The 26350-nt window shown below is 53.9% G+C and carries 24 protein-coding genes; 10 read left to right on the top strand and 14 right to left on the bottom strand.

Annotation, left to right across the window (positions count from 1 at the left end; translation table 11 throughout):
• Window positions 1–10: 10 nt before the first annotated feature.
• The 9 genes from DBR37_RS12930 to cyoA form a co-directional block, all read right to left on the bottom strand.
• Entirely contained in the window at window positions 11–475 is a 465-nt protein-coding gene (locus DBR37_RS12930) for an acetyltransferase (protein WP_124574894.1), read from the bottom strand.
• Window positions 472–1701 carry an MFS transporter gene (locus DBR37_RS12925; protein ID WP_124574893.1) on the bottom strand — a complete coding sequence of 410 codons (1230 nt, stop codon included), beginning with the start codon at window positions 1699–1701 and terminating at the stop codon, window positions 472–474. Before DBR37_RS12925 ends, DBR37_RS12930 begins: the two co-directional genes overlap by 4 nt.
• 102 nt (window positions 1702–1803) lie before the next feature.
• Window positions 1804–2343 carry a response regulator transcription factor gene (locus DBR37_RS12920; RefSeq protein ID WP_124574892.1) on the bottom strand — a complete coding sequence of 180 codons (540 nt, stop codon included), beginning with the start codon at window positions 2341–2343 and terminating at the stop codon, window positions 1804–1806.
• Window positions 2333–3685 (bottom strand): ATP-binding protein, encoded by a 1353-nt coding sequence (locus DBR37_RS12915; protein WP_124574891.1) that lies wholly within the window; start codon window positions 3683–3685, stop codon window positions 2333–2335. Before DBR37_RS12915 ends, DBR37_RS12920 begins: the two co-directional genes overlap by 11 nt.
• Complete coding sequence (locus tag DBR37_RS12910) at window positions 3654–4514, bottom strand: SURF1 family protein (protein WP_124574890.1); 861 nt, start codon at window positions 4512–4514, stop codon at window positions 3654–3656. The genes DBR37_RS12915 and DBR37_RS12910 overlap by 32 nt, the downstream gene beginning before the upstream one ends.
• Window positions 4514–4966 carry a cytochrome o ubiquinol oxidase subunit IV gene (gene cyoD, locus DBR37_RS12905; protein WP_124574889.1) on the bottom strand — a complete coding sequence of 151 codons (453 nt, stop codon included), beginning with the start codon at window positions 4964–4966 and terminating at the stop codon, window positions 4514–4516. Before cyoD ends, DBR37_RS12910 begins: the two co-directional genes overlap by 1 nt.
• The gene (gene cyoC, locus DBR37_RS12900; RefSeq protein ID WP_124574888.1) at window positions 4963–5595 is read right to left on the bottom strand and encodes a cytochrome o ubiquinol oxidase subunit III; all 633 of its coding nucleotides are present in this window, start codon (window positions 5593–5595) and stop codon (window positions 4963–4965) included. Before cyoC ends, cyoD begins: the two co-directional genes overlap by 4 nt.
• Window positions 5588–7591, bottom strand: coding sequence for a cytochrome o ubiquinol oxidase subunit I (cyoB, locus tag DBR37_RS12895; protein WP_124574887.1), 2004 nt, complete (start codon window positions 7589–7591; stop codon window positions 5588–5590). Before cyoB ends, cyoC begins: the two co-directional genes overlap by 8 nt.
• A complete protein-coding gene (gene cyoA, locus DBR37_RS12890) occupies window positions 7591–8607 on the bottom strand; it encodes a ubiquinol oxidase subunit II (RefSeq protein WP_124574886.1) in 1017 nt (338 codons plus the stop codon). The genes cyoB and cyoA overlap by 1 nt, the downstream gene beginning before the upstream one ends.
• Window positions 8608–8755: 148 nt before the next feature.
• On the opposite strand from cyoA, the gene DBR37_RS12885 reads away from it, so the two are divergent.
• From DBR37_RS12885 to DBR37_RS12850, 8 genes are all read left to right on the top strand, one after another.
• The gene (locus tag DBR37_RS12885) at window positions 8756–10099 is read left to right on the top strand and encodes an MFS transporter (protein ID WP_124574885.1); all 1344 of its coding nucleotides are present in this window, start codon (window positions 8756–8758) and stop codon (window positions 10097–10099) included.
• Window positions 10100–10350: 251 nt separating this feature from the next.
• A complete protein-coding gene (locus DBR37_RS12880) occupies window positions 10351–10704 on the top strand; it encodes a hypothetical protein (RefSeq protein WP_124574884.1) in 354 nt (117 codons plus the stop codon).
• Between the two features lie 103 nt (window positions 10705–10807).
• Complete coding sequence (locus tag DBR37_RS12875; protein ID WP_124574883.1) at window positions 10808–12028, top strand: TolC family protein; 1221 nt, start codon at window positions 10808–10810, stop codon at window positions 12026–12028.
• Window positions 12025–12594: a hypothetical protein gene (locus DBR37_RS12870; protein ID WP_124574882.1), complete on the top strand. Its 570-nt coding sequence runs from the start codon at window positions 12025–12027 to the stop codon at window positions 12592–12594. The genes DBR37_RS12875 and DBR37_RS12870 overlap by 4 nt, the downstream gene beginning before the upstream one ends.
• A 2-nt stretch (window positions 12595–12596) precedes the next feature.
• Window positions 12597–13715, top strand: a complete 1119-nt coding sequence (locus tag DBR37_RS12865) for an efflux RND transporter periplasmic adaptor subunit (RefSeq protein WP_199739113.1) — start codon at window positions 12597–12599, stop codon at window positions 13713–13715.
• A 10-nt stretch (window positions 13716–13725) separates the two neighbouring features.
• The gene (locus DBR37_RS12860; RefSeq protein WP_124574881.1) at window positions 13726–16830 is read left to right on the top strand and encodes an efflux RND transporter permease subunit; all 3105 of its coding nucleotides are present in this window, start codon (window positions 13726–13728) and stop codon (window positions 16828–16830) included.
• A 57-nt stretch (window positions 16831–16887) separates the two neighbouring features.
• Window positions 16888–17262 (top strand): hypothetical protein, encoded by a 375-nt coding sequence (locus DBR37_RS12855; protein WP_124574880.1) that lies wholly within the window; start codon window positions 16888–16890, stop codon window positions 17260–17262.
• A gap of 65 nt (window positions 17263–17327) precedes the next feature.
• Window positions 17328–17678, top strand: a complete 351-nt coding sequence (locus DBR37_RS12850; RefSeq protein WP_124574879.1) for a DUF3147 family protein — start codon at window positions 17328–17330, stop codon at window positions 17676–17678.
• Window positions 17679–17868: 190 nt separating this feature from the next.
• Here DBR37_RS12850 and DBR37_RS12845 read toward each other — a convergent pair whose 3' ends face one another.
• The 5 genes from DBR37_RS12845 to DBR37_RS12825 all read right to left on the bottom strand — a co-directional run bounded on the left by DBR37_RS12845 (window position 17869) and on the right by DBR37_RS12825 (window position 22537).
• A complete protein-coding gene (locus DBR37_RS12845; protein WP_124574878.1) occupies window positions 17869–18834 on the bottom strand; it encodes a tripartite tricarboxylate transporter substrate binding protein in 966 nt (321 codons plus the stop codon).
• Between the two features lie 288 nt (window positions 18835–19122).
• Window positions 19123–20316, bottom strand: coding sequence for a PLP-dependent aminotransferase family protein (locus DBR37_RS12840; RefSeq protein ID WP_124574877.1), 1194 nt, complete (start codon window positions 20314–20316; stop codon window positions 19123–19125).
• A 58-nt stretch (window positions 20317–20374) separates the two neighbouring features.
• The gene (locus DBR37_RS12835) at window positions 20375–20833 is read right to left on the bottom strand and encodes a RidA family protein (RefSeq protein WP_124574876.1); all 459 of its coding nucleotides are present in this window, start codon (window positions 20831–20833) and stop codon (window positions 20375–20377) included.
• A 202-nt stretch (window positions 20834–21035) separates the two neighbouring features.
• Window positions 21036–21911 (bottom strand): DMT family transporter, encoded by an 876-nt coding sequence (locus DBR37_RS12830; RefSeq protein WP_233588370.1) that lies wholly within the window; start codon window positions 21909–21911, stop codon window positions 21036–21038.
• Between the two features lie 35 nt (window positions 21912–21946).
• A complete protein-coding gene (locus DBR37_RS12825) occupies window positions 21947–22537 on the bottom strand; it encodes a LysE family translocator (RefSeq protein WP_124574874.1) in 591 nt (196 codons plus the stop codon).
• Window positions 22538–22667: 130 nt separating this feature from the next.
• Here DBR37_RS12825 and DBR37_RS12820 point away from each other — a divergent pair, with 130 nt between their 5' ends.
• Window positions 22668–24134, top strand: a complete 1467-nt coding sequence (locus DBR37_RS12820) for a PLP-dependent aminotransferase family protein (RefSeq protein WP_124574873.1) — start codon at window positions 22668–22670, stop codon at window positions 24132–24134.
• A gap of 154 nt (window positions 24135–24288) precedes the next feature.
• The gene (gene htpG / locus DBR37_RS12815) at window positions 24289–26205 is read left to right on the top strand and encodes a molecular chaperone HtpG (RefSeq protein ID WP_124574872.1); all 1917 of its coding nucleotides are present in this window, start codon (window positions 24289–24291) and stop codon (window positions 26203–26205) included.
• The last annotated feature ends 145 nt before the right edge of the window (window positions 26206–26350 follow it).

The raw sequence follows: 26350 nt of genomic DNA, 5'->3' as shown, positions 1-26350 counted from the left end.
GCAGGAAAGTTTAAGCGGGGGCAGTCGCTAAGGTCATATGCAACAAGGGAAAAGGATGGCCCTGCCCGTCTGCCGCCGAACGCCCTGTCACCTGAAACCCCATGCGCTGATAAAAACCCAGCGCTTGCGGGTTTTGTTCATTCACATCGAGCGCATGCGCGCCCATGATGTCGACTGCATAGCGCACCAGCGCCTTGCCTATGCCGCGACCGCGACTATCGGGTGCGATGAACAGCATCTCTATCTTGCCATTCAATGCGCCTATGAATCCCTGCAGATTTCCATCGTCATCACGATACGCACGCAAAGCCATCAGCGGTAAATAGTCGTTCAATACTTTCGGTTTGAGATCCTGAATATCTGCTTCGCTCAGGAAGTCGTGCGTCGCGCGTACTGACTGTTCCCAGATCTCTGTCAGCAATGCGAACTCGCCGACTTCGACGGTGGACAGATGTTGGTCTGGATAAGTACTCATGTTGCTTTTAATTCTGCGCGTGCCAGTTTGCGGTCATACAAGAACACTACACCGGCCAGCAGAGTCAGCAAGACACCGGCTATACAGATCGCATGCCAGCCCCCCAGACGCCATGCCAATGAACCCAGCGCGGAACCGGAAGCTGCGCCGATAAAATAACTCGTCATATACACTGCATTCAGGCGTGAACGTGCTTGCGGTTCCAGTTGCAGCACCACACTCTGATTCGTAATGTGCAAACCTTGCAGCGCCAGATCGATCACCAGCATACCGACCAGGAACCACATCAGGCTGGTGCTGCCCAGCCAGAAACAAACCCAGGCCAGCAAGAGCAACAACAGGCAAGTGATACTGGTCGTCACACCAAAGCCTTTGTCTGCCAGACGTCCGGCCACGCTCGCCATCAAGGCACCGGCAATGCCGACCAGCCCCACCAAACCGATGCCAGCGTCGCTCAAACCGTGGTTCGGCCCCGACAATAACAAAGCCATGGTGGAGAACAGCACACTCACCGAAGCGAAAGTTAAAGCGCCCATTAACGAGCGACTGCGCAAACGCGGATAACGTCCTATCAGGGTCGTCATCGAACGCAGGACTTGCAGATAACTCACGCGTGCCGGATTACGTGAAGGCGGCAACAAATGCCACAAGGCCAGTGCCACCAGCAACATGACGACACCTGCAACCCGATACACCGTGGTCCAGCCACCCAGCTCCGACAACAAACCAGCCAGGCTGCGTGCCGTCAGGATACCGATCAGCAAACCACTCATCACCAGCCCGACCGCACGACCACTGCGCCCCGGATCAGACAAGGTCGCCGCCATCGGCACCATGATTTGCGCAGCGACCGAAAACAAACCCGACATGATGATGCCGACAAACAGCATCGCGATACTGAAAGAAAAGCCGCTGATGAATTGCCCGGTCGCCGCCAGCAACATCAGCGTGACCGCCAGGCCACGCCGTTCCAGCTTATCGCCCAGCGGCACCAGTAACAACAAGCCCAATGCATACGATACCTGCGCCATCGTTACCGTCAACGCTGCCGTTGTTTCACTGACGTCAAAACTGAGCGCGATCGAACGCAATAAAGGTTGATTGAAATAATTGCCGCCTGCGCACAGGCCCGAAGCCAGTGCCATCAGGAGCAAGGCGGAGGTATTTAAATATTTGGGCGGAACAGCGGAAACTGCGGCGGGAATAGGAGAATCTGGCGATGACATAGCAGAAGCTTAAAGGAAATCCGCAAAGCATGTCAGCGCCTGCAAATAAGCTGTCATACAGACAAGTCCTCGCTGTGTACATACGAGGGCGATAGGAAGCAACTATTTGATACGCTGCTTTTCCAGCTTGCGTGCCAGCGTACGTCGGTGCATGCCCAGCCTGCGTGCCGCTTCAGAGATATTGAAATCGGTTTCCACCAGCACTTCATGTATGCGCTCCCACTCCAGCGTCTTGATCGAAGTCGAACGATTACTTACTTCGATCTCGACCACACCTGCTACATGACCGAAGGCCGCTTCGATGTCATCGGTATTCGATGGTTTGGCGAGGTACTGGCAGGCACCCAGCTTGATCGCTTCCACTGCGGTATTGAGGCTGGCAAAACCGGTCAGTACTACGATCAGCATCGTCGGGTCATGCTTGTGCAGCATCTGTACGCACGCGAGGCCGGAAGTATTTCCCTCCAGCTTGAGATCGACTACTGCGTAACCGGGATTGTGCTCGCGCAAGAAGGCGCTCGCTGCTTCCAGGTTGGCAGCGAGTAGCACCGTGTAGCCGCGTCGTTCGAAGGAACGACCCAGCGTGCGGGCAAACGCCGCGTCATCTTCAATAATCAGCAATAAGCGGTTATCAGCCGACATGTTCATCATCCTCGTCGAGACTGATAGCAGAGAGCGGCAAGGTCAGCTCAACGACTGCGCCTCCCTCTTTACGGTTACGGGCGGCGACGGTGCCACCCAGTTTGCGTGCAACATTCACGACCAGGAACAAACCCAGGCCGCTGCCCGGACGTCCTTTGGTCGATTGATAAGGCTTGCCTATCTGCGACAACATACCCGGTGCGAAACCAGGGCCTGCATCGGTAATCAGCAAGGTCAGCACATCTTCCTTACTTGATACTTCCAGCCGAACCCAATGCGGCGACGCTTCGACCGCATTATCCAATACATTGCAGATCATTTGTTTCAACACCGAATCGAATACCACAGGTATGTCCTGTTCTATGCGGTTCTTATATTCAAAGTGGGTAATCGCACGGCTGCTGCGCCACTCTGCCGCCAGATCATCGAGGAAAGTATTGAGCGTGGTTTTCACCGACGATTCACCGCGCGCTTCCCCTGCCGACAGCAGGATGCTGCTGACGATGGACTTGCAGCGTTTCAGCTGCGTTTCCATCTCGACGATTTCATCCTGCAGCTCAGGATTATTCGTGAACTCGGGCATACGACGCCAGTCACCCAGAATCACCGACAGCGTTGCCAGTGGCGTACCCAGTTCATGTGCGGCACCGGAAGCCAGCAAACCCATGCGCACTATGTTTTCTTCTTCGGTTGCACGCTTGCGCAAGTCAGCCAATTGCGTCGCCCCTACGCGCAGATTGCGCTTAATCCGCGTAATAAAGAAAGCCAGCAGGATGGCGTTCAGCGAAAAACATATCAGCACGCCTTGCACATACATGCTGAAGACAAGATATTCGTGATCGTAAGGCAGCGTCAGCGGGCTGGAGAGTATCGACAAGGCAACCAGGCAGGCACTGGTGATTGCCACGATGAGCCAGGTCGACCACGCTTCCAGCAATACGGCGCTGAGGATGACCTGCAACAGGTACAGGAAGATAAAAGGATTGGTGGTGCCGCCGCTGAGGTAGAGCTGTGCAGTCAGAATAGCGACGTCAACCAGCAATGCCAGGAATAACTCGCTATTGGAAACCCTGGGACGTTCGTGCCAGCGCAGGTGACTGGCAATATTGAAAGCAACCAGGCAAACCAGCACTTCCAGCATATGCCGTACCGGCAGCTCAATACCCAGGCCCAGAGTGACCACAGCTATCGTTGTAATTTGTCCAACGACAGCGATCCAGCGCAGCTGGATCAACTGCTGCATATTCTTGTGGCCTACGGAGTTTTCGCTATCCGTGGTTGCCCAGCGATCCCGCTCTTTGACGGCGTCCTTACTCGCTGGAGCTTCGGTTTTTCCCAACATCTTCGGTTTCTCGGTCTATACGGTCAGCATGGGTGCCGGTAGCGCGCGCTTTGCGCTCTTCGCGCCTGAGCCAAAAAGCTGCGCCCGCCACCATCAAGGCAAGAGCATACCAAGTAAGTGCATAAACGAGATGGTTATTGTGAAATGAGATGATGGTTAAACCACCGACCGGCTCTGCTACAGCCGGATCTGCGGCTGAACTGGCGGGTACTGGCTTGCCCGCTTCCGCATCGATGAAATAAGGCGCCACCGGAGTCAGCTGGTGCTGTGTAGCGATCGCCTGCACGTCGCGCGAATACCAGCGATTGCCTGCCGGATCGTTATGACGCAGGAAACCACCGCCCGGCTCGCTGATGCGCAACAGTCCGCTGACGCTGACGACTTGCTGCGGATCGCCTGCTGCCGGCGTACTACGTTCCGGTATGTAACCGCGATTGATCAGGAAGATGTTGCCGTCTGCCGTACGCAACGGTGTTAACACCCAGAAACCCGCACCCAGCTCGGTCACCGCCTGTACTTTCACCGACTGCTCATACAGGAAATTGCCGCTGACGCTGACATGCCGATATTCATCATTGGCAGCACTGATTTGCGGCCATAACTCAGGTCCCGGCGCCGGCGTCGCGGCAGCATGTACGCGCTGTTCAACACGCTCGATCAGCGCCAGCTTCCATTGCAGGCGATAGACCTGCCAGGTGCCGAGAGCGACCAGGCCAGTGAACAAGATGAGCGCTATCACGGCCAGCACCGTCAGGACGGTGGTCGAACGTGAAAGCGGCCCGGCTTCCTTCGAAACCGGGCCGCTAGTCTGTGCAGACTGATCAGTCATTACCGATGATTCATTTGTTGTGCTGCACCCGACATCGCGTTGGATGACGAAGTGTGCAGCTCATTGGTAGGATCGCTTAGGTGCGGCATCATGTTGTGGTTCATGTGGTACATGACCCAGATCGAACCAGCCAGCATGATCACGACGACCATGATGGTGAAGATCAGACCCAGCATCGACCAGCCACCTTCCGACTTGGTGTTCATGTGCAGGAAATAAATCATGTGCACGACAACTTGTACCGCAGCAAAACCAAGGATAACAAATGCTGTAGTGCTGGAGCTATCGATTACCTTGCCCATGACCAGCCAGAACGGAATCGCTGTCAGGATGACCGACAGGATGAAACCGATGGTGTAGCTTTTCAGGCTGCCGTGGGCATGACCGTCGTCGTGACCATGACCATGGCCGTGGTCGGCGCCATGCGCGCCGTGTGCGTGATGATCGCTCATGGCAACACTCCCATCAGATAAACAAAGGTAAATACACCGATCCAGATCACGTCCAGGAAGTGCCAGAACATCGACAGGCACATCAGGCGACGACCGTTTTCAGGAATCAAACCGTGACGTTTCAATTGGAACATCAGGGTCACCAGCCAGACGATACCGAAGGTCACGTGCAGACCGTGGGTAGCAACCAGGGCAAAGAAGGCAGTCAGGAAGCCACTGCGTTGCGGGCCTGCACCTTCATGCAGCAGGTGGCTGAACTCATACAGTTCAAGTGCCAGGAAGGCTGCACCGAGCAAACCGGTGACGGCCAGCCAGATCATGGTGGCTTTCAAGCGCTTACGTTGCGCTTCCAGCATGGCGAAGCCGTAGGTAATCGACGACAACAGCAGGAACGCCGTATTCATCGCTACCAGTGGCAGATCAAACAGGTCAGCACCGGTAGGACCGCCTGCGTAGTTGCGACCCAATACTGCGTAGGTTGCGAACAGACACGCGAAAATCAGGCAGTCGCTCATCAGGTACAACCAGAAACCCAGCAAGGTGCCGTTTTCCGGATGATGCTCTTGCACGTAATAACGCGCGCTTGGGTCAGCGCTCATGGCGCTGGAATTTGCGGTAATTTCAGACATGGCTTTCCAACAAGCGAGTGCGAAGATTTTCGGTACGGGCTACTTCTTCCGCCGGGATATAAAAATCGCGTTTGTAATTAAAGGTATGGATGATGATCGCTGCCAGCAGGACCACAAAGGTCACGCTTGCCAGCAACCACATTTGCCAGATCAGGCAGAAACCAATCGCCGCGCTGATCGCCGAAATGATGAAGCCGGCGCCAGTGTTTTTCGGCATATGGATAGCGGTGAAGCCTGTCAGCGGACGCTTGTAACCATTCTTCTTCATGTCAGCCCAGGTATCGTTATCGTAGACCTTAGGTGTGAACGCGAAGTTGTAGTCTGGTGGTGGCGACGAAGTCGACCATTCCAGCGTACGGCCATCCCATGGATCACCAGTCACATCGCGCAATTCATGACGACGACGGAAGCTGACGTAGAACTGGATCAGCATCGAACCGATACCGAGCGCGATCAGAACCGCACCGAACGCAGCAACCTGGAACCAGATTTGCAGCGAAGGATCCTGGAACTGGCTCATACGACGGGTGACACCCATCAGGCCGAGTACGTACAACGGCATGAAGGCCATCCAGAAACCGACGATCCAGAACCAGAACGAGCATTTACCCCAGAACACGTCCAGCTTGTAGCCGAATGCTTTCGGGAACCAGTAGTTGATACCTGCAAACAGGCCGAACAACACACCACCGATAATCACGTTATGGAAGTGAGCGATCAGGAACAGGCTGTTATGCAATACGAAGTCAGCTGGTGGTACTGCCAGCAAGACGCCGGTCATACCGCCAATCACGAAAGTGATCATGAAGCCGATGGTCCACATCATAGGCAGTTCGAAACGGATACGACCGCGATACATCGTGAACAACCAGTTGAAAATCTTCGCGCCGGTAGGGATCGAGATAATCATCGTGGTGATACCGAAGAACGAGTTGACGCTGGCCCCTGAACCCATGGTGAAGAAGTGATGCAGCCACACCAGGTAAGACAGGATGGTAATAACCACGGTCGCGTACACCATCGAGGTGTAACCGAACAGACGCTTGGCCGAGAAGGTCGATACCACTTCCGAGAACACGCCAAACAATGGCAGGATCAGAATGTAGACTTCAGGATGTCCCCAGATCCAGATCAGGTTGACATACATCATCGCGTTGCCGCCCAGATCGTTCGTGAAGAAGTTGGTGCCAAAGATACGATCCAGCGACAACATCGCCAGTACTGCGGTCAGTACTGGGAACGCAGCAACGATCAGAACGTTGGTACACAAAGCGGTCCAGCTGAACACTGGCATCTTCATCATGTCCATGCCAGGCGCACGCATCTTGACGATGGTGACGATCAGGTTGACACCTGACAGCAGCGTGCCGACACCGGCAATCTGTAATGACCAGATGTAGTAATCAACCCCGACATCCGGACTCGCCAAAATACCCGACAGCGGCGGATATGCCAGCCAGCCGGTTTTTGCGAATTCACCAACGAACAACGAAGCCATCACCAGGACAGCACCGAAGGTGGTCATCCAGAAGCTGAAGTTATTCAGGAACGGGAAAGCAACGTCACGCGCACCGATTTGCAGCGGCACGACGTAGTTCATCAGGCCGGTAACCAATGGCATCGCCACGAAGAAAATCATGATCACGCCGTGCGCGGTGAAAATCTGGTCGTAGTGATGTGGTGGCAGGAAACCTGGATTGTCGCCGAAAGCAATCGCTTGCTGGGCGCGCATCATCAATGCATCGGCAAAGCCGCGCATCAGCATGATCAAACCGAGGATCATGTACATGATGCCGATTTTCTTGTGATCGATACTGGTGATCCAGTCACGCCACAAAGTACCCCACAGACGGAAGTAGGTAAGTCCGCCCAGCACAGCGATGCCGCCAAGAACCACCATCGCAAAGGTTCCCAGCAGGATAGGATCGTGAAACGGAATCGCGTCCCAGCTCAGACGGCCGAAGATAAGCTTCGTCAGATCAGTATGGTCTTGCATTAGTTACTCTTCAATAAATTGGTGGACGGAGTACATACCGCTGCGTCGATTTCAGCAAGGGCTGTTTTGTCGTCTCGGAGGAAATTCTTCGCTGCCGCCTGAACCTTCATGCGGTTCATATCGTCGTGCATGATTTTGTTCATGCAGACGGTACCTTCAGCAACGCAACGATTCAGGACAGCGTGATACAGATCCGGCGCAACTTTACCGAAGTGACGCACCGGCTCACGTTCGCTAGGCTGTTCGAGTTCGGTGTAGACCGCACGATCCAGAGTCTGGCCGTTTTTCTTCGCGTCTTTTACCCATTGATCAAAGTCAGCCACATCCATGCCGTGATACTTAAAGCGCATGTGCGAGAAACCCGGACCGCTGAAGTTAGCCGAGAAGCCGTCAAACGTACCTGGCTTATTAATAACCGCGTTCAGTTGGGTTTCCATGCCTGGCATCGCGTAGATCTGGCCAGCCAGTGCAGGAATGTAGAACGAGTTCATGACTGTCGATGCCGTGATCTTGAAGCGGATAGGCACGTCTACAGGTGTCGCCAACTCATTAATAGTTGCAATACCTTGTTCCGGATAGATGAACAACCACTTCCAGTCCAGCGCCACAACTTCAATCGTCAGCGGTTCAGCCGCAGCCGAAATCGGACGGTTGGCATCCAGGCGGTCGAGCGGACGATATGGATCCAGCTTGTGGGTGCTAATCCAGGTGATCAGGCCCAATGCGATAATGATCAGCAGCGGAGCGCCCCAGATCACCAATTCGAGTTGTGTAGAATGATCCCAGTCTGGGTCGTATTTAGCTTCGGTGTTGCTCTTGCGGTAGCGCCAGGCGAATAAAATCGTCAGGGCGATGACAGGAACAATAATCAACAACATAAGTAGCGTGGAAACAACGATTAGTTGTCCCTGCTGAGCGGCAATGTCACCTGATGGATTTAATACTACCCAGTCACATCCGGCCAGCAATGTGAGTGGTAACAGCATTAATCCGCGACGAGTTATCAAAGAAGTCATTCAATGCATTACGGAGGTTGGGAGATCGTGATAATGTAATACAAACAGCGCGCGTTGCCGATTGGACGTTTTGTCCCACCCTACGGGTAAGGGACTTGTGGTGTGGGACGGCGTCAGCGCGGTGTTCAACATGATTGGAGACATAATTATGGCTAACACGTATGACACCGTACTTCCAGATGACTCCAAACTTGCCTCGCCTGGTAATGGTCCTAGACTGATCAACACCCGCGGCGGTCACATTGCCCCGGGGGAAATTGCCATTGGCGTTGTTATTGGTCGCGCATCAGAGTATTTCGACTTCTTTGTGTACGCCATCGCTTCGGTGTTGGTATTCCCAGCTGTTTTCTTTCCATTTGCACAACCCCTAGAAGCTACGCTGTATTCATTTACCGTGTTTGCCTTCGCCTTCCTGGCACGACCGATAGGGACTGTTATCTTTATGGCAATCCAACGCCGGTTTAGCCGCGAAGCCAAACTAACGCTTGCGCTCTTCCTGCTCGGCTTCTCCACGGCCGGTATTGCCTTCCTGCCAAATTATGCGCAACTGGGTGCCAGCGCCATCCTGGCTCTGTCGCTGTTGCGCATAGGCCAAGGCATAGCGCTGGGCGGCTCATGGGACGGTTTGCCTTCACTGCTGGCGCTGAACGCACCGCAAAACCGTCGCGGCTGGTATGCGATGCTGGGTCAGCTCGGTGCACCGGTTGGTTTCGCAATTGCTGCCGGACTGTTCTCCTACCTCTTGTCCGAGCTGTCGCGTGCCGACTTCCTCGACTGGGGCTGGCGCTATCCGTTCTATGTAGCGTTTGCGATCAACGTGGTGGCGCTGTTCGCCCGTCTGCGTCTGGTGTCTACACCTGAATACTCGCACCTGCTGGATGAACAAGAACTGGAACCGGTCAGCGCGACTGAAATCGTACAAAAGCAAGGCCGCAACCTGATCATCGGCGCATTGGCAGCATTGGCCAGCTATGCATTGTTCCATCTGGTGACAGTATTCCCGTTGTCGTGGATCAGCCTCTACTCGGATCGCTCCATCAGTGCCTTCCTGCACGTACAAATGATGGGCGCGGCGCTGGCAGCGGTCGGTATCGTCATCTCCGGCGTGGTAGCGGATCGCTTCGGACGTCGTACCACGCTCGGCACCCTGGCGTGCCTGATCGCGATCTTCAGCGGCTTCGTTCCTATGCTGCTCAATGGCGGTACCCGCGGTGAAGACCTCTTCATCCTGATCGGCTTCGCGCTGCTCGGTTTGTCGTATGGTCAGGCTGCTGGTGCGGTATCGGCGAACTTCCATGCCAAATACCGCTACACCGGCGCTGCCCTCACCTCGGATCTGGCATGGCTGGTCGGTGCTGCATTCGCACCGCTGGTCGCATTGGGCCTGTCGGCACACTTCGGCCTCGGTTACGTCAGCCTCTACCTGCTCTCCGGCGCAGTTGGTTCGCTGGCAGCACTGAGCCTGAACAGGGCGCTGGAAATCAGGAACTAGCTTTAAGCCTGGCGCTTAATGCGCCATAAGTAAAAAGGGCAGACATATAAATGTCTGCCCTTTTTTATTTATATGAACATCAAGAACGCCAACACTGCCACTCAATCACGAGCTAACTAACAGAGAATGTCTGCTTTCGACCCATAGCAGACATCCATATACCCCTCAAAAGGATAGGGTTTAAGATTCGCTTTCGCATACACTACGGAGTATGTTGCTATAATTCAGCGCATCAATCTCATGGTGTAATCATGCGTCGCCTTATCTGTGTTTTCCTGTTGATGCTGCTTCCTTTGCAAAGTTTTGCTTTGCAAAGCGCACCTGCGCAGGTCAACCATGGATTCGATATCCAGCATGAAATCGAGCATTTGCACGGCATCAATCACCACCACAGCGAAGATGGTGTTGCTCACTACGATGATTCTGGCGAGTCGACCCAACATCTGTCCGACAATGCTTGTGCGCATACCCCCGTAGCGCTGTTACTGGACTTTGCTTTACAGTTGTCTTTCGCTGTTCCCCTCGAGTCTTCCCTGGAAATGCGGGACTACATTCCCCATCCTCATCTGGAGCGTCCGCAGCGACCTCCCGCCTCCATCGGTTAATCGCCGAGGGTTTCTGCACATTTAGCTACTAGCCCACATGCATTGAGCATGTGGAATGCAGTCGCCTTCGGCCAGTCTTTTCTGCTTACCGAACGGAGATAGCATGTGCATACGTAATTTTTTAATACGCCATTTTGGCGTTTGGGCTTTGATTGCCCTGATATCCCCTATTGGATACGCGCAGTCCAATCAGGTTGACTTAAAAACGGCCATAGAGGGTGCCTGGCAGAGATTGCCGCAGGCTCGTGCTCTCGAAGCCAAGCGAGACGAAGCATCAGCTGGTCAAGAAGCCTCCAGAAGCTGGATTGCGGGTTCGCCATCCATTGGACTGATGCAACGTAGTGACCGTTGGCATGAGCAGACTGGCGTTCGAGAAAGCGAAGTCTCGATGGCGGCGCCAATCTGGCTTCCGGAACAAAGAGCTGTTCGTCAAACATTGGCGGACAGCAGCGCCAACGCGCTCGAAGGTCAGATTGCCGATTCACGTCTCACGGTGGCTGGAGAGGTTCGGGAGCTCCTGTGGAGCGTCGCAAGTGCACGCCAAGCACTTGAAGAAGCAAAGGGGCACCAGCGCTATCTCGAAGCGTTGGCAAAGGACGTTGGCAAACGCGTCAAGGCCGGCGACCTTGCACGGACTGACGAGCTTCTCGCTCAGCAAGAAGCGTTAGCAGCGGAAGGTCGCGTTGTAGCCTTTTTTAACCGTGAACAGGCTGAGCTGGCACGCTTCAAAAATCTGACCGGTTTACTGGATATTCCCTCACTGGTTGTAGAAAGGACTCCGGCATCCGTTCCTGAGCTTCATCCCAGAATGCAGGCGGCTCGCACTTCACTGGAACGCGCACAAGCCGCTATGAAGGTTGTTTCAACGGTGCGTAGCGACCCGCCTACCGTAGGACTGTTGATGCGCCACGACCAAGGTCGTGCGATGCAAGAAAGCAGTCGCACTATTGGTATTGCATTGCAAATTCCAATCGGAACACGTTCTCGCAATCGCCCCCTGGAAACTGCTGCCATTACTGAGCTTGAAACGGCAACCGCCGAGGTTGCAAGAACGGAAAGCGTGTTGGGTTCGGATATCGCGCTCGCACGGCAGCAGTTGCAAGCTTCGGAGCAAAGCCTTACAGCAGCGATTCGGCGTAACGAACTAGCCAAAGAACATACCCGGCACATCGAAAAAGCCTTCCGACTAGGAGAACGCAGTTTGTTTGAACTGCTGCGCTCGCGTACTTCGTTGCACGAAGCCGAAATGGCTGAAAGACAACAGCACGTTGTTGTTGGCTTATCCCACGCTCGCCTCAATCAAGCATTAGGAATCATCCCATGAAGATACTCAGCACATTCGCCATTTGTTTGTTTACCTGGTCGACCGCGATTGCAGCCCCTGGTAGTCATGGCCCAAACGGTGAACACCTTGATGCGCCTGGAGGAACTGCACGACTCGTGGGCGGTACCGGCCCAAGAATCGACACATTCACCGAGGCATTCGAACTTGTCGGCTATGTGAAAGAAGACGAACTCTCCATTCTCATAGACAGGTATGAAACAAACGAGCCCGTCCTCAACGGAAAACTCGAGGTCGAGTATGCAGGCCAAACAGCGACGGCGACCTTCCACGCGGACCATGGCGACTATGCAATCGATACGCCCGAGTTGCTTGCAGCATTACGCATACCCGGCAAGCACGCGCTGTTGTTCACATTTTCGGTCGGAGAAGAGACCGACCTCCTTGAGGCAACGTTGGAAGTAGTCGGGGACAGCCACGCCGATGAGCATTCTCATGAGCATAAGAGCTTCATCACAGGATGGCTCTTAGCAGGACTTTTGATTGCCACGCTGCTGTTGCTGGCTGTAGTTGCGTTAATTCGCCGTCGCTCCCACAAAGAGAAATAATCATGTCTATCAAATTTTTCATTTGTACATCACTGCTTGCTTTAAGTGCTTACGCCTCAAATACCGATGCAGCACCAGGTTCCCATGGGCCGAACGGCGAACACCTTGACGCGCCAGCTTCTGGTAGCTCTTCTGGCCTGGCTCGTCTCCCAGATGGCAGCGTCAACATCTCCAAGCAGGTGCAACGTCGCTTGGCCATTCGAACCGTCATGGTTGTAACTGGCGAACATGCACACACCGTTGAGTTAAACGGCCGAGTGGGAATTGACCCCAACGCAGGCGGTCGTGTTCAGGCTTCCTTTGCTGGGCGCATCGAAGCGGCTAAATCTGGTCTGCCTGCCATCGGGCAGAAAGTTAAAAAGGGAGAAATCCTTGCGTACTTACATCCGGTCGCAACAGCTATTGACCGCGGTAACCAACAAGCGCAATTAGCCGAGATTCGCGCCAGCACGACGCTGGCTGAGCAACGTATTCAGCGCCTGGAAGCATTGGAAGGTTCGGTGCCGTTAAAGGAATTGCAGGCCGCACGTGCTGAGCTTATCAGCCTCAAGGGCCGTGAGAAGGCAATTTCCGGAAGTATTGCCGGTATGGAGGCGATTACGGCATCAGCCTCCGGGAACATCGCCTCGGCAAGCGTGTTGAGTGGTCAGATTGTGGAGGCACGTGACGTGCTGTTCGACATCGTTGACGCAAACCGTATGGTCATTGAAGCGACAACGGCCGATATAAAACTGGCTAGCCAGGTGACCGGTGCCAGCCTCAATGGTTTTCCTGACGTGAAGCTATCTCTCATTGGTTTCGGCCGCGCTCTGCGTGATGGTGCCTTACCGTTGAGTTTCAGAGCCAGTACGGCCTCATCTGCGCTAGCGGCTGGACTACCTGTAACAGTGACTGTTCAATTGAAAGACAAGGTAGACGGCATCTCCTTGCCTGCGGAAGCCGTGGTCCGCAACGCAAACAATGAGCCGGTCGTTTGGATAAAAGCCGGCAGCGAGCGATTCATTGCCATGCCCATCCAATATCAGACTCTCGATGCGACCACCATTGTTGCGACCAAAGGGCTGGCACCCGAGAACCGCGTGGTCGTATCCGGTGCGGCGCTCATCAATCAGATTCGATAAAGGATGAGCCATGTTTAATTGGATAGTGAGGTTCAGCCTCCACAACCGTGTACTTGTTCTCGCTGCGGCGTTCATCCTGCTGGTCTATGGCGCGATGACGGCCATGCGAACACCTGTCGACGTTTTTCCTGACCTGAACAAGCCACTTGTCACCGTGTTGACCGAAGCTGGAGGCATGGCACCAGAAGAAGTGGAGCAGCTGGTGTCCTTTCCATTGGAAACTGCATTGAACGGCATGCCAGGTGTCACACGGGTACGCTCGGTATCTGGTGTTGGCCTGTCAATTGTTTATGCGGAGTTTGACTGGGGTACCGACGTCTACCGCAATCGCCAGCTCGTTTCTGAAAGGTTAGCACTGGTCAAAGAGCAACTGCCAGCGGACATAACACCCATCATGGGTCCGGTCTCATCCATCATGGGTGAAATTATGCTAGTTGCCTTACCTATCGACGTTACCAAGGCAAGCCCAATGCAGGCGCGCGAGTACGCAGATTTCGTACTTCGACCACGCTTACTCTCCATTCCTGGTGTCTCTCAAGTCATTCCGATTGGCGGAGAGGTTCGTCAATTACGTGTCGAACCGGATACCGCTCGTATGGCGCAATTCAATATCTCTCTCGACCAGGTCAAAGAAGCGGTGCGTGGTTTTGCAGCCAATACGAGTGGTGGCTTTATCGACCTGAACAGTCGCGAGTATTTGATTCGCAACCTAGGCAGAACCATACGGCTGGATGACTTGCGAGGACTGGCAGTCGTGTTCCGCAATGGCAGCCCAATTCTGTTGGAACAAGTTGCAACTGTACGCCATGCACCGGCATTCAAACGTGGTGACGCAGGGATGAACGGTAAGCCAGCTGTCATTGTCAGCGTGCAGAAGCAGCCAGCGGCCGATACCGTCAAGCTTACCGGCGAGATTGAAAAAGCATTGGCCGAATTGCAGCAAGGCCTTCCTTCTGGGCTATCCTCACCAGAGGTCTTGTTCAGGCAAGCCAACTTCATCAATGCCTCCATCAATAACGTGACGGAAGCACTACGGGATGGCGCCATCCTAGTTGCCATCATTCTGTTTGCCTTCTTGCTCAATGTTCGTACGACAGCAATCTCGTTGATTGCTATTCCGCTGTCATTGGCTGTCACAGCCGTCGTGTTCAAGATGCTGGGACAGTCTATCAATGTGATGACGCTGGGTGGCTTGGCAATTGCGATTGGCGAGCTCGTTGATGATGCAGTGGTTGATATTGAAAACATCCTTCGTCGCCTTAAACAGCGTGCAGCCGAAGGCAGTACGCAATCGACACTGGAAGTCATCTGGCGTGCATCAGTAGAGGTGCGTTCAGGGATTGTCTATGCCACGGCCATCGTGGTCCTGGTCTTTGTGCCGTTGTTTGCATTGCCGGGCATCGAAGGAAAACTGTTCGCTCCTCTGGGCATAGCCTACATTGCGTCGATTCTGGCCTCGATGTTCGTCTCGATGACTGTTACACCTGTACTTGCACATTACTGGTTACCTAGCATGAAGCAACTCGCGCACCGCGATAGCCCGCTGGTCCGTAAACTCAAAGAGTGGGACACGCGCTTACTTGCATGGTCGTTCCCGCGTGCGAAGGCAATTGTCATCACGGCGGTAGTCACCGTAGTAGTTGCGGCGGCTACTGTGCCATTGTTCCCGCGCTCTTTCCTACCCGCCTTCAATGAAGGCTCCCTAGTCATGGGAATGACCTTCGCACCAGGCACCTCGCTTGCCGAATCGAATCGTATGGGCGCGCTGGCAGAGACGCTCATCAGAAGCGTACCAGAGGTTCTCAAGGTGGGACGCCGGACTGGTCGGGCCGAAATGGATGAGCATGCCGAAGGCGTTCACTCTTCTGAAATCGACGTAGATCTGAAACCGTCGGAACGCGACCGCGATGAAGTACTGCGTGACATTCGCAGTAAATTAGCAGTCATTCCTGCATCGGTTGCTATTGGGCAGCCGATATCGCATCGACTGGACCATCTGTTGTCAGGCGTTCGTGCACAAGTTGCACTCAAAATTTATGGTGATGACCTGGATTCGCTCCGGGGATTGGCTGAGACCTTACGTGTGCGACTGTCGACTGTCGAAGGACTGGTGGATTTGTCTGTCGAACGACAGGTGCTCATCCCTCAAATCAAGATACGGCTGGACTATCGAAAAGCAGCGCAATACGGTTTAACGCCAGGCCAGGTCTTGAGTGCGATGCAAACGCTGTCTGAGGGAGAACGCATTACGCAGGTTGTCGACGGCCCGCGCCGCTTCGACCTTGTGGTGCGTTTGAAAGACGATGGCCGTACCCCGCAGGATTTGTCTCGTGTCATGCTAGATAGTCCAAGCGGACGTATTCCATTGTCTGCAGTGGCTTCTATTGAAGAAGGCGATGGGCCGAACCAGATTGGCCGAGAAAACAGTCGCCGGCGCATCGTCGTATATGCCAATACCGATGGTTCGGACATGTCTCGCGTGATTGCGGATGTTCGCAAAGCTGTCTCAGAAACCAAGCTTCCTGACAGCTACTTCATCAGCATTGAGGGGCAATTCCAGGCACAAGAGCAAGCGATGAAGCTTATCGTGGGACTGTCGTTTGTATCACTCGCGTTGATTTTTCTGGTTCTATACACGCGCTACAAGTCCAGCATCCTTGCGCTCATCGTCATGGGGAATATTCCGCTTGCACTTATTGGCAGCGTCGTCGCAATGTGGATTGCAGGCGTGTCGTTATCAGTGGCATCCATGGTCGGCTTCATCACCTTGGCCGGTATTTCGACCAGAAACAGCATCCTCAAGGTCAGCCATTACATCAACCTATGCAAGTTTGAAAACGAGGTATTCGGTATCCCGATGATTGTGCGCGGTTCTCTGGAACGATTGACACCGGTGTTGATGACTGCACTGGTCGCTGCGTTTGCGCTTATCCCGCTGTTGTTGGCGGCAGATGCTCCGGGCAAGGAAATTTTGCATCCAGTCGCCGTAGTCATCTTTGGTGGACTGGTCAGTGCGACGATATTGGATACCTTGATTACCCCGGTAGTGTTTTGGCTGGCAGGGCGTAAGCCTTTAGAGGCATTACTAGCGCAAGAGGATAGCGAAGCGTACTAGATATGGGCTTTATGCAGCAGCGCCCATTTCAAGCTGCTGCTCCTTTGGAGAATCTAAATGAAAAAACTGTTGAGCTACGTAGTCATGACATTTGCAATTGCGGCTTCCGGCGCTGTACTGGCACATGGCGACAAGCCAAAACATGGTGGCATCACAAGCTCGGCTAGCGATTTGGCATTTGAGTTAGTGAACAAAGAAGGCCAAGCGACACTGTATGTTGAGGACCATGGCCAGGAAGTCTCAACTGCTGGCGCTGTGGCAAAACTTACTGTGCTTAACGGAACGGAAAAGACTGAAGTTGCTCTCGAGCCAGCCCCGTACAATATGCTGATATCGAAAGGCGATGCAAAACTGAAGAAAGGCTCGAAAGTCGTTGCCTCAATTACCTTCGCGGACAAGAGCACGGCAAACGTTCGCTTTTCTCTGAAGTGATGCCGATTTAGCCGATGTGACACATACATCGGCTCAACATCAAAATTCGATGAGTCGGAGGTTATATGGCCTGGATTATCACTAAATACTTGCTGACGGCTGGCATGGTCGTACTTGTTTCTGAATTTGCGAAGCGGAGTGACAAGCTCGGTGGCTTTATCGCCGCGCTTCCGTTAATTACTCTACTTACGCTCATCTGGCTGTATGTGGAGAAGCAGCCGGCAGAGAAAATCGCCAATCATGCGTTTTACACATTCTGGTACGTGATTCCCACGCTGCCAATGTTTTTGGCGTTTCCATACCTACTGGGCAAACTGGGATTCTGGTCAGCACTACTAGCATGTGCGGTCATCACTACTGCGTGTTTCGCGCTATTTGCAATAACACTCCGTCGATTCGGGATTGAGTTGCTTTGAAAGATGACACGGTTCTTTGAAAAAAACTAACCGCCGAAAGGCGGTTTTTTCTTTTGGCTAGTACGTACTTGTAGAGTTTTTTATTTATAAGACTCCACTATCCGCTTTTGATAGCGGACGTCTGCCTCCGACCCAAAGCGAGCTTATCCATATAAGAAAACAGCCGCCAAGTGGCGGCTGTTTTACTCATCTATTCCAGCTTGACGCCGGAGCTCTTGACCACCGCACCCCAGCGCGCTATTTCGGACGCGATCATCGTAGTGAATTCCGCCTGTGACATGTTCGGAATATCCGAGCCTGCACTCGTCCAGTTATGCTGGATTTCCGGTGATGCCAGCGCTTTCTTGACTTCTTCCGTCATACGCTCGACCACCTCTGGTGGAGTGCCCTTGATTGCCCACAGACCATACCAGGTAGATACTTCATAGCCAGGTACACCGGCTTCTGCAGCTGTAGGAACGTCAGGAAAGCCCGGTGCGCGCTTGGCCGATGCAACGGCAAGTGCCTTGATGCGGCCGCTCTTCACATGGCTGGCCGATGAACCGAGTCCGTCAAACATCATATCGAGCTGCCCGCCGATCAAGTCCTGTAGCGCCGGACCTGCGCCACGGTATGGAATATGGGTAATGAAGGTCTTGGTCTGGATCTTAAACAGCTCACCCGCCAAATGATGCGAGGTACCGTTACCGGCCGAGCCGAAGTTCAGCTTACCTGGGTTCTTTCTTACGTAATCCAGCAAGCCTTTCAGATCCTGCACCGGAACGCGCTGTGTGTTGACCACGATTACCTGTGGTGGCGTGGCTATCACGGTAATCGGGATGAAATCTTTTTGCAGATCGTAAGCGAGCTTGGGATACAGCGCCGGTGCAATTGCATGATGCGCTGCGCCTATGAAAAATGTGTATCCATCAGGCGGGGACTTCGCTGCGACCCCTGCACCAAGCGTGCCACCTGCACCCCCACGATTATCGATGATGACCGTCTTGCCGAGCTGTTTGGTCAGTTGCGCCGCCAGCGGACGGGCAAAGGCATCGGTTCCGCCACCCGGAGGGAACGGTACGATTAAGGTCACCGGCCTGGTAGGCCAGGACTGCGCAAACGCACTGACAGATAAGCAAAGTCCGGCGACCAACAAAAGGGGGATTCTAAGTTTCATGATCTTGTCTCCAAAATTGTATTTTTTATATTAAGAAGTCACTTGCATACAAGAATATCAAATCATGTATACAATCGCACATGCTTGCGGAAGATTATATCTATGGATTTTTTTGTCAAGACAATTATCTTATTATCGAAATCACATGTCTCAAAGTAAGGTGAAAGCCAGGAATCAGCGAAAGAACGCACGACAAGCGGTAGCCCACGTAGTGCCAGGTCGACTGTGCTAACAAACAATAAAAAAGCCGCTCTATATAGAGCGGCTTTTTAAATGCCAAGCAACAAATCAAATCTTCGCGGCTATCAACTTAGCCAAAGTAGCCACGCCTTCACGTATCTTCTCCGGCGGCACAGTCACAAAGCTCAGACGCAAAGTATTCTTCTCCGGCTCATTCGCATAGAAAGGCGCGCCCGGTACGAATGCCACTTTCTGCGCAATCGCCTCTTCCAGCAACTGCATGCAATCAATATGCTTAGGCAACGTGACCCAGATAAACATGCCACCTTCCGGCTTGTTCCACTTCACGCCTTCCGGCGCAAATTCAGCCAGGGCATCCAGCATCACCTGACACTGGTTCGCGTACAAAGTGCGTATCGATGGGATGTGTTCAGCGAGGAAGCCATCCTTGATGGCTTCGTACACCACCATTTGTATCAGTTGTGAAGTATGCAGATCAGCTGCCTGTTTCGCCTGCTCCAGTTTGCGGATCAATGGTGTCGGGCCGACGACGTAACCAAGGCGTATGCCCGGTGTCAGTACCTTGGAGAACGAACCCATGTAAATCACGCCGCTCGGATTCATGGTCAGCATCTTCGGCAACGGATCAGCGCGATAGCTGAGTGCACCGTACGGATCATCTTCGATCAGCGGCAAGCCATGGCGCGCACAGGTTTCCACCAATGCCATCCGACGTTCCACCGACATGGTGCGTCCGGTCGGATTGTGGAAGTTAGGCAAGGCGTACAGCAGGCGTGCACCGTCGGCGATGCCATCGACTGCTTCCGGCAACAAACCGTAGTCATCGGTAGGAACCGAGACAAATTGCGGCTGGTACACGGAGAACGCTTGCAAGGCCCCGAGGTAGCTCGGGGTTTCGACCAGCACTTTGCTGTTTTCTTCGATCAATACTTTGCCGAGTAAATCCAGCGCCTGCTGCGAACCGGATACCATCAAGACCTGATCCGGCGTAATCACCGAACCCGGGATCGACAGCGAATTCGCGATCCATTCACGCAACGGTGCATAACCATCGCTCGGTCCGTATTGCAGCGCAATCTTGCCCTGCTGTGACAACACCTTATCGAACGCCGCTTTCATGTGCTCGACCGGGAAGGTTGCCGGTGACGGCAAACCGCCGGCAAAGGAGATGATGTCCGGGCGCATCGTGATTTTCAGGATTTCGCGGATGACCGAGCTTTGCAGTTGTTCTGCACGTTTGGCGAATTGCCAGTTGATCGGCGTTGGATGTTCGATTTTCATGATTACTTCACGGTATATACAAGGCTCATGCCCCGGTATTCCGGGGCATGGGTACTACTTAGATCACTTCAGCGATCAATTCGATTTCGACGCATGCGCCGAGCGGGATTTGCGCTACGCCAAATGCGGAACGGGCATGCAGGCCTTGCGGGCCGAATACTTCAGCCAGCAATTCGGATGCGCCGTTGGTGACCAGGTGCTGCTCGGTGTAATCACCGGTGGAGTTCACCAGGCCCATGATTTTGACAATGCGTTTGACACGATTCAGGTCGCCGCCGCATGCTGCCTGCAAGGTGGCGATCAGGTCGATCGCCACGCCGCGTGCTGCCAGCTTGGCTTCGTCGGTCGTGATGTTCTTACCCAATTGGCCTACCCATGGCTTGCCGTCTTTTTTTGCGATATGGCCGGACAGGAAAACCGTGTTACCCGTTTGCGCGTGCATGACGTAGGCTGCGACTGGCGCCGCGACAGCTGGCAATTCGATGTTCAAGGCTTTCAGCTTGTCGTAAACAGACATAAGTACTCCAAAAAAATTGATGCCACTCCGTGCAAAGCAGGAATGGCAATGAACAGAAGTCCGTGGCTGCATTGATGGCAAATTGCCATCGCAGTGATCTGGCTCACGGAAGGAATCCAGCGATTATCTCAAATCCGCGGCTTTCCTTCCGAACTATCGTCACAAAATCACAGCTAAAACTGAATTCTCATAGCAATTGACATCAACTTAGTCGTCGGATCGGCATCTTTCTTCCTATTGCCACCACAGCAATAATGGCAAGTGCAAACAAAAAGGTACGCAGTTCCAGCAATTCACCGAGGATTACAGCCGCGCCCAGCAAGGTCAGGAACGGTTGTATCAGTTGCACCTGTCCGACCCGTGCGATACCGCCCAGTGCCAGACCCTTGTACCAAAAGAAGAAACCGATAAACATCGAAAACAGCGACACATAGGCAAAACCTACCCAGGCTGCAGGCGACGCGGTCACGCCGTGCTTCCAGCCCAGCCACACCGTAACCGGCAAGACCACCGGCATCGACAACACCAGCGCCCATGAAATCACTTGCTGGCCGCCCATGGTTTGCGACAAACGTCCGCCTTCGGCATAACCCATGGCCGCTGCCAGCACCGCTATAAACAATGCGAGGTCGGCAATGTGCAACTCACCGCCGCCCTGCTGCAAAGCGAAGCCGACTACCAGCGCACTGCCGATCACCGCCGCGATCCAGAAACCGGGTGAAGGCCGCTCACCAAAACGCAAGGCACCGAACAATGCAGTCGCCAGCGGCAGGATGCCGAGAATGATGGCGCCATGTGACGCCGGCACATAGTGCATCGCGATCGATGAAAACACCGGAAAGCCGACCACCACGCCCAGCGCTGTGATGAACAAGGATTTCATCTGCGCTTTGGTCGGACGTACTGCACCGCTCCACCACAACAACACAGCCGAGCATGCCGCTGCCACTACGGCACGCCCGAGTGCAACGAATACAGGATGCAGTTCAGCAACGGCAATACGGGTAAACGGCAAAGTCAGGCTGAACATCGCAACGCCGATAGCGCCCAGCAACATACCTTTGGTTTCTTGTGTCATTACAGATGACCTTGTCATTATTTTTGATTGAATATTCATAACCAGATTGCTAAGGCAGAGTACAGGGTGAGGATGATCATGACGGCACAAAACACGCGGCGCCATTTAGCCTGCGTCAGATAACGTCGCAGCACTGCGCCGGTGCCGGCCCAGATGCTGATGCACGGAAAATTGATGATGCCGAAAATGACGCAATACACGGTGATCGCCAGCCACACCGGTTGCATCGGCGGCAAAAAAGCAGAAGCACCAGTCACTGCCATCACCCAGGCTTTCGGATTGGCAAACTGGAACAGCGAAGCACCAATGAAAGACATAGGTCGCACATCAACATCCACTTCCTGCGTGAACGCCATGCTGCGCAACTGCCAGGCCAGGTAGACCAGATAAGTCGAACCTATCGTTTTCAAGACGATATGCAAAGTCGGCATCGCGACGATGAGGCTGCCGATACCTGCCGCGCACAGTGCGAGGATCACACTGAAACCAAACACCACACCAAACATATGCGGCAGCGAACGCACAAAACCAAAGCGTATGCCGGATGAAGTCAGCATGATGTTATTCGGCCCCGGCGTAATCGACGATACGAAGGCGAACAGTGACAGAGGCAGCAGGGATTCCATAGTCTTCCACGGGTATGGCAAAACACTTAACAAGTGTTGATTACCGATTTTTCAGGAAAACATCGTAATCGACAAAACCAATACAGTACCAGTACACTTAAGGAATTAATTTACTCACTGTCATGGCAAAATGACCAATACAGCCAAATCACAGTCGGCCTCTGCCGCTAACGCCGAAGCACAGCGCCCACTCCTGTCACGCACGTCCGGCAGCTCGCTGATAGAGCAAATCGTGCAGCTCATCACCAGCCGCATCGACGACAAAATCCTGCGCACCGGTGCACGCATGCCATCGATACGCCAGTTCTCGGATCAGCATCAGGTCTCACGCTTTACTGTAGTCGAAGCCTACGATCGCCTGGTCGCCGGCGGCTTGCTGGAATCACGACGCGGCTCCGGTTTTTACGTCCGTGATCGCTCCCCCATGCTGACACCGCGCGCGCAAGGCACTCCGTCCTCAACACCACAACCAGTCGATGTCGTCTGGCTGGTGCGCAATATGTTCCGTCAATTGCCACCGCAAAAAATGCCAGGTGTAGGCTTGCTGCCGAACGAATGGCTGGATGGCGACCTGGTCGCGAATGCCTTGCGCGCAGTCAGTCGGCAAAACCCCAGCCTGCTGCTGCAATATGGCATCCCGCAAGGCTTCCTGCCGCTGCGCCAGCAACTGCAATTGAAAATGGCGGAGCTGGAAATCGCCGCGACGCCGGAGCAATTCGTCACCACCGCCGGCGTGACGCAAGGGCTGGATCTGGTGGCGCGCCATTACATACAACCGGGCGACACCATCTTTGTCGATGACCCGGGCTGGTTCCTGATGTTTGGTTCTTTCGCTGCACTGGGTGCCAAGGTGGTCGGCATTCCACGTCTGGCGGACGGCCCGGATATCGTGCAACTGGCCGAGCTGGCAGCACTGCACCGCCCCAAGCTGTTCATCATCAACTCCATCCTGCACAATCCGACCTCGACTTCGCTATCAGCGGCCAAGGCCTTTCAGGTACTCAGGATCGCGGAACAATACGACTTCATGATCGTGGAAGACGATATCTACTGCGATATGCATCCCGGCACCGCAGTCCAGGCCGCGACCCGCATCGCTGCGCTGGATCAGTTAAATCGTGTGATTTATCTCGGTGGCTTTTCCAAAACACTGGCCGCCAACCTGCGTGTCGGCTTCATCGCCACGTCGCCGGAGATCGCGCGACAACTGGCCGATCGCAAGATGCTGACTGCATTAACGACAACCGAAATCACCGAGCGCGTGGTGTATCGCATCCTGTCCGAAGGACATTACCGCAAGCATGCGGACCGGCTGCGCACCAAGTTAACCGCGGTACGCGACAAGACCATACGGCAGATGGAACGCATAGGCATCAAGGTCCATTTCCACACTCCGGCCGGGATGTTTGCCTGGACCGACATAGGCTGCGATGCCAACATCCTGACCGAGAAAGCGATGGAGCAAGGTTACCTGCTGGCACCCGGCAGCCTGTTTTCACCGCACCAGCTGCCGTCCACCAATATGCGCTTCAACGTCGCCGCCATGGCCGATCCGGGCATCCTGCGCTTCCTGGAACGTGAGCTGGGCAAGGCTTGAAATCGGGGCTGACAGCCCCATTTGCTGCCCAGGCTTTTGAAAGTCCGGATTGACCTGCCCGCAACGAGGCAACATCATAGCGGCTTGCAAAACACTGCCGCACTGACAGGCTTTCAAGCGCAATTCCCCTAATTCTTTGATTCTTGAGGTAAAAATGGCTGTTTCAGAACAAAAACAAACCCTGGGTTTCCAGGCTGAAGTCAAACAACTGCTGCAACTGATGATCCATTCCTTGTACTCGAACAAGGAAATCTTCCTGCGCGAACTGATCTCGAATGCTTCCGATGCTGCAGACAAATTGCGCTTTGAAGCCATCAACAACGGCGCCTTGTTTGAAAACGACCCCGACCTGAAAATCAAAGTCAGCTTCGACAAGGAAGCACGCACCATCACCATTTCGGACAACGGTATCGGCATGAACCGCGACGACGCGGTTGAGCATCTGGGCACCATCGCCAAATCCGGCACCAAGGAATTCTTCTCTAAACTGTCCGGCGACCAGCAAAAAGACGCGGCCCTGATCGGTCAGTTCGGCGTCGGCTTCTACTCCGGCTTCATCATCGCTGACCGTATCACGGTTGAAACACGTCGCGCCGGCACTGATGCCAGCACAGGCGTGCGCTGGGAATCGGAAGGCGCAGGCGACTTCACGGTAGAAGCAATCGACAAGCCAAATCGCGGCACTGACATCATCCTGCACCTGCGCGAAGGTGAAGATGAATTCCTCTCGTCATGGAAACTGAAATCCATCATCCGTAAATACTCGGACCACATCTCGCTGCCTATCATGATGCAGAAAGAAGAATGGGACGAAGAGAAAAAAGAAACCGTCGTGCGCGACGAATGGGAAACCATTAACCAGGCCAGCGCCTTGTGGGCACGCAGCAAAAACGAAATCACGCCGGAGCAATACACCGAGTTCTACAAACACGTATCGCATGACTTCGGCGAGCCGCTGACCTATACGCATAATCGCGTCGAAGGCCGCAGCGAATACACACAATTACTCTACATCCCTACCCAGGCGCCATTCGACCTGTGGGACCGCAACAAGCGTGGCGGTATCAAGCTCTACGTCAAACGCGTCTTCATCATGGACGACGCCGAACAACTGATGCCGGTCTACCTGCGCTTCGTCAAAGGCGTAATCGACTCGGCTGATTTGCCACTCAACGTATCGCGTGAAATTCTGCAAGAGTCGCGTGACGTCAAAGTCATACGTGAAGGCTCGACCAAGCGCGTTCTGTCCATGCTGGAAGAACTGGCCAACAGCGATGAGCAAGCGGACAAGGATAAATACGTCACTTTCTGGAATGCTTTCGGCCAGGTATTGAAAGAAGGCATAGGCGAAGATGCAGCGAACAAGGAACGCATCGCCAAACTGCTGCGCTTTGCATCCACACATAACGATAGCGATGCGCAAACCGTTTCCTTCGCCGACTACGTAGCGCGCATGAAGGAAGGTCAAAGCAAGATTTACTACGCGACTGGCGAATCCTACAACGCAGCGAAGAACAGCCCGCACCTGGAAATCTTCCGCAAGAAAGGTATCGAAGTCCTGTTGCTGACAGACCGCGTCGATGAATGGATGCTGTCCTTCCTCGAAGAATTCGACGGCAAGGAATTGTCATCAGTCGCCAAAGGTGACCTCGACCTCGGCCAGCTGGAAGACGAAGCAGAGAAGAAGCAGCACCAGGAAACCGAAGATCAGTACAAGGATCTGGTCGCGAAGATGCAAGCTGCATTGGCAGACAAAGCCAAGGAAGTGCGCATCACCTTCCGCCTGACCGATTCACCAGCCTGCCTGGTTGCAGGCGAAAACGAATTGTCCGGCAACCTGATGCGCATGCTGAAAGCGGCAGGACAAGATGCGCCGGACGCCAAGCCAACGCTGGAAATCAATCCTGACCACCCGCTGGTGCAACGCCTGAAATACGAAGAAACCAAATTCGACGATTGGTCAAATATCCTGTTCGACCAGGCTTTGCTGGCTGAAGGTGGCAACCTCAACGATCCGGCTGGCTTCGTGAAGCGCCTGAATGAAATGCTGCTGGGACTGGCCAGCAAGTAAAGCAAGCTGCAGCCTGCAAACACCTGAAAAGCCGCGTGTATCTCACGCGGCTTTTTCATTTCCACAGCGAAATTTCCGTTCGATCATCCCGCAAGAGGAGTCTTGTTAGAGAGGTAAATATCTGGCTATACGAGACTTTTCCATG

The sequence above is a fragment of the Herminiimonas sp. KBW02 genome (assembly GCF_003852535.1).
Classification (GTDB): Bacteria; Pseudomonadota; Gammaproteobacteria; order Burkholderiales; family Burkholderiaceae_D; genus Oxalicibacterium.
Note: the sequence above shows the minus strand (reverse complement) of the source record. Positions and strands in the feature narration are given on the sequence as shown.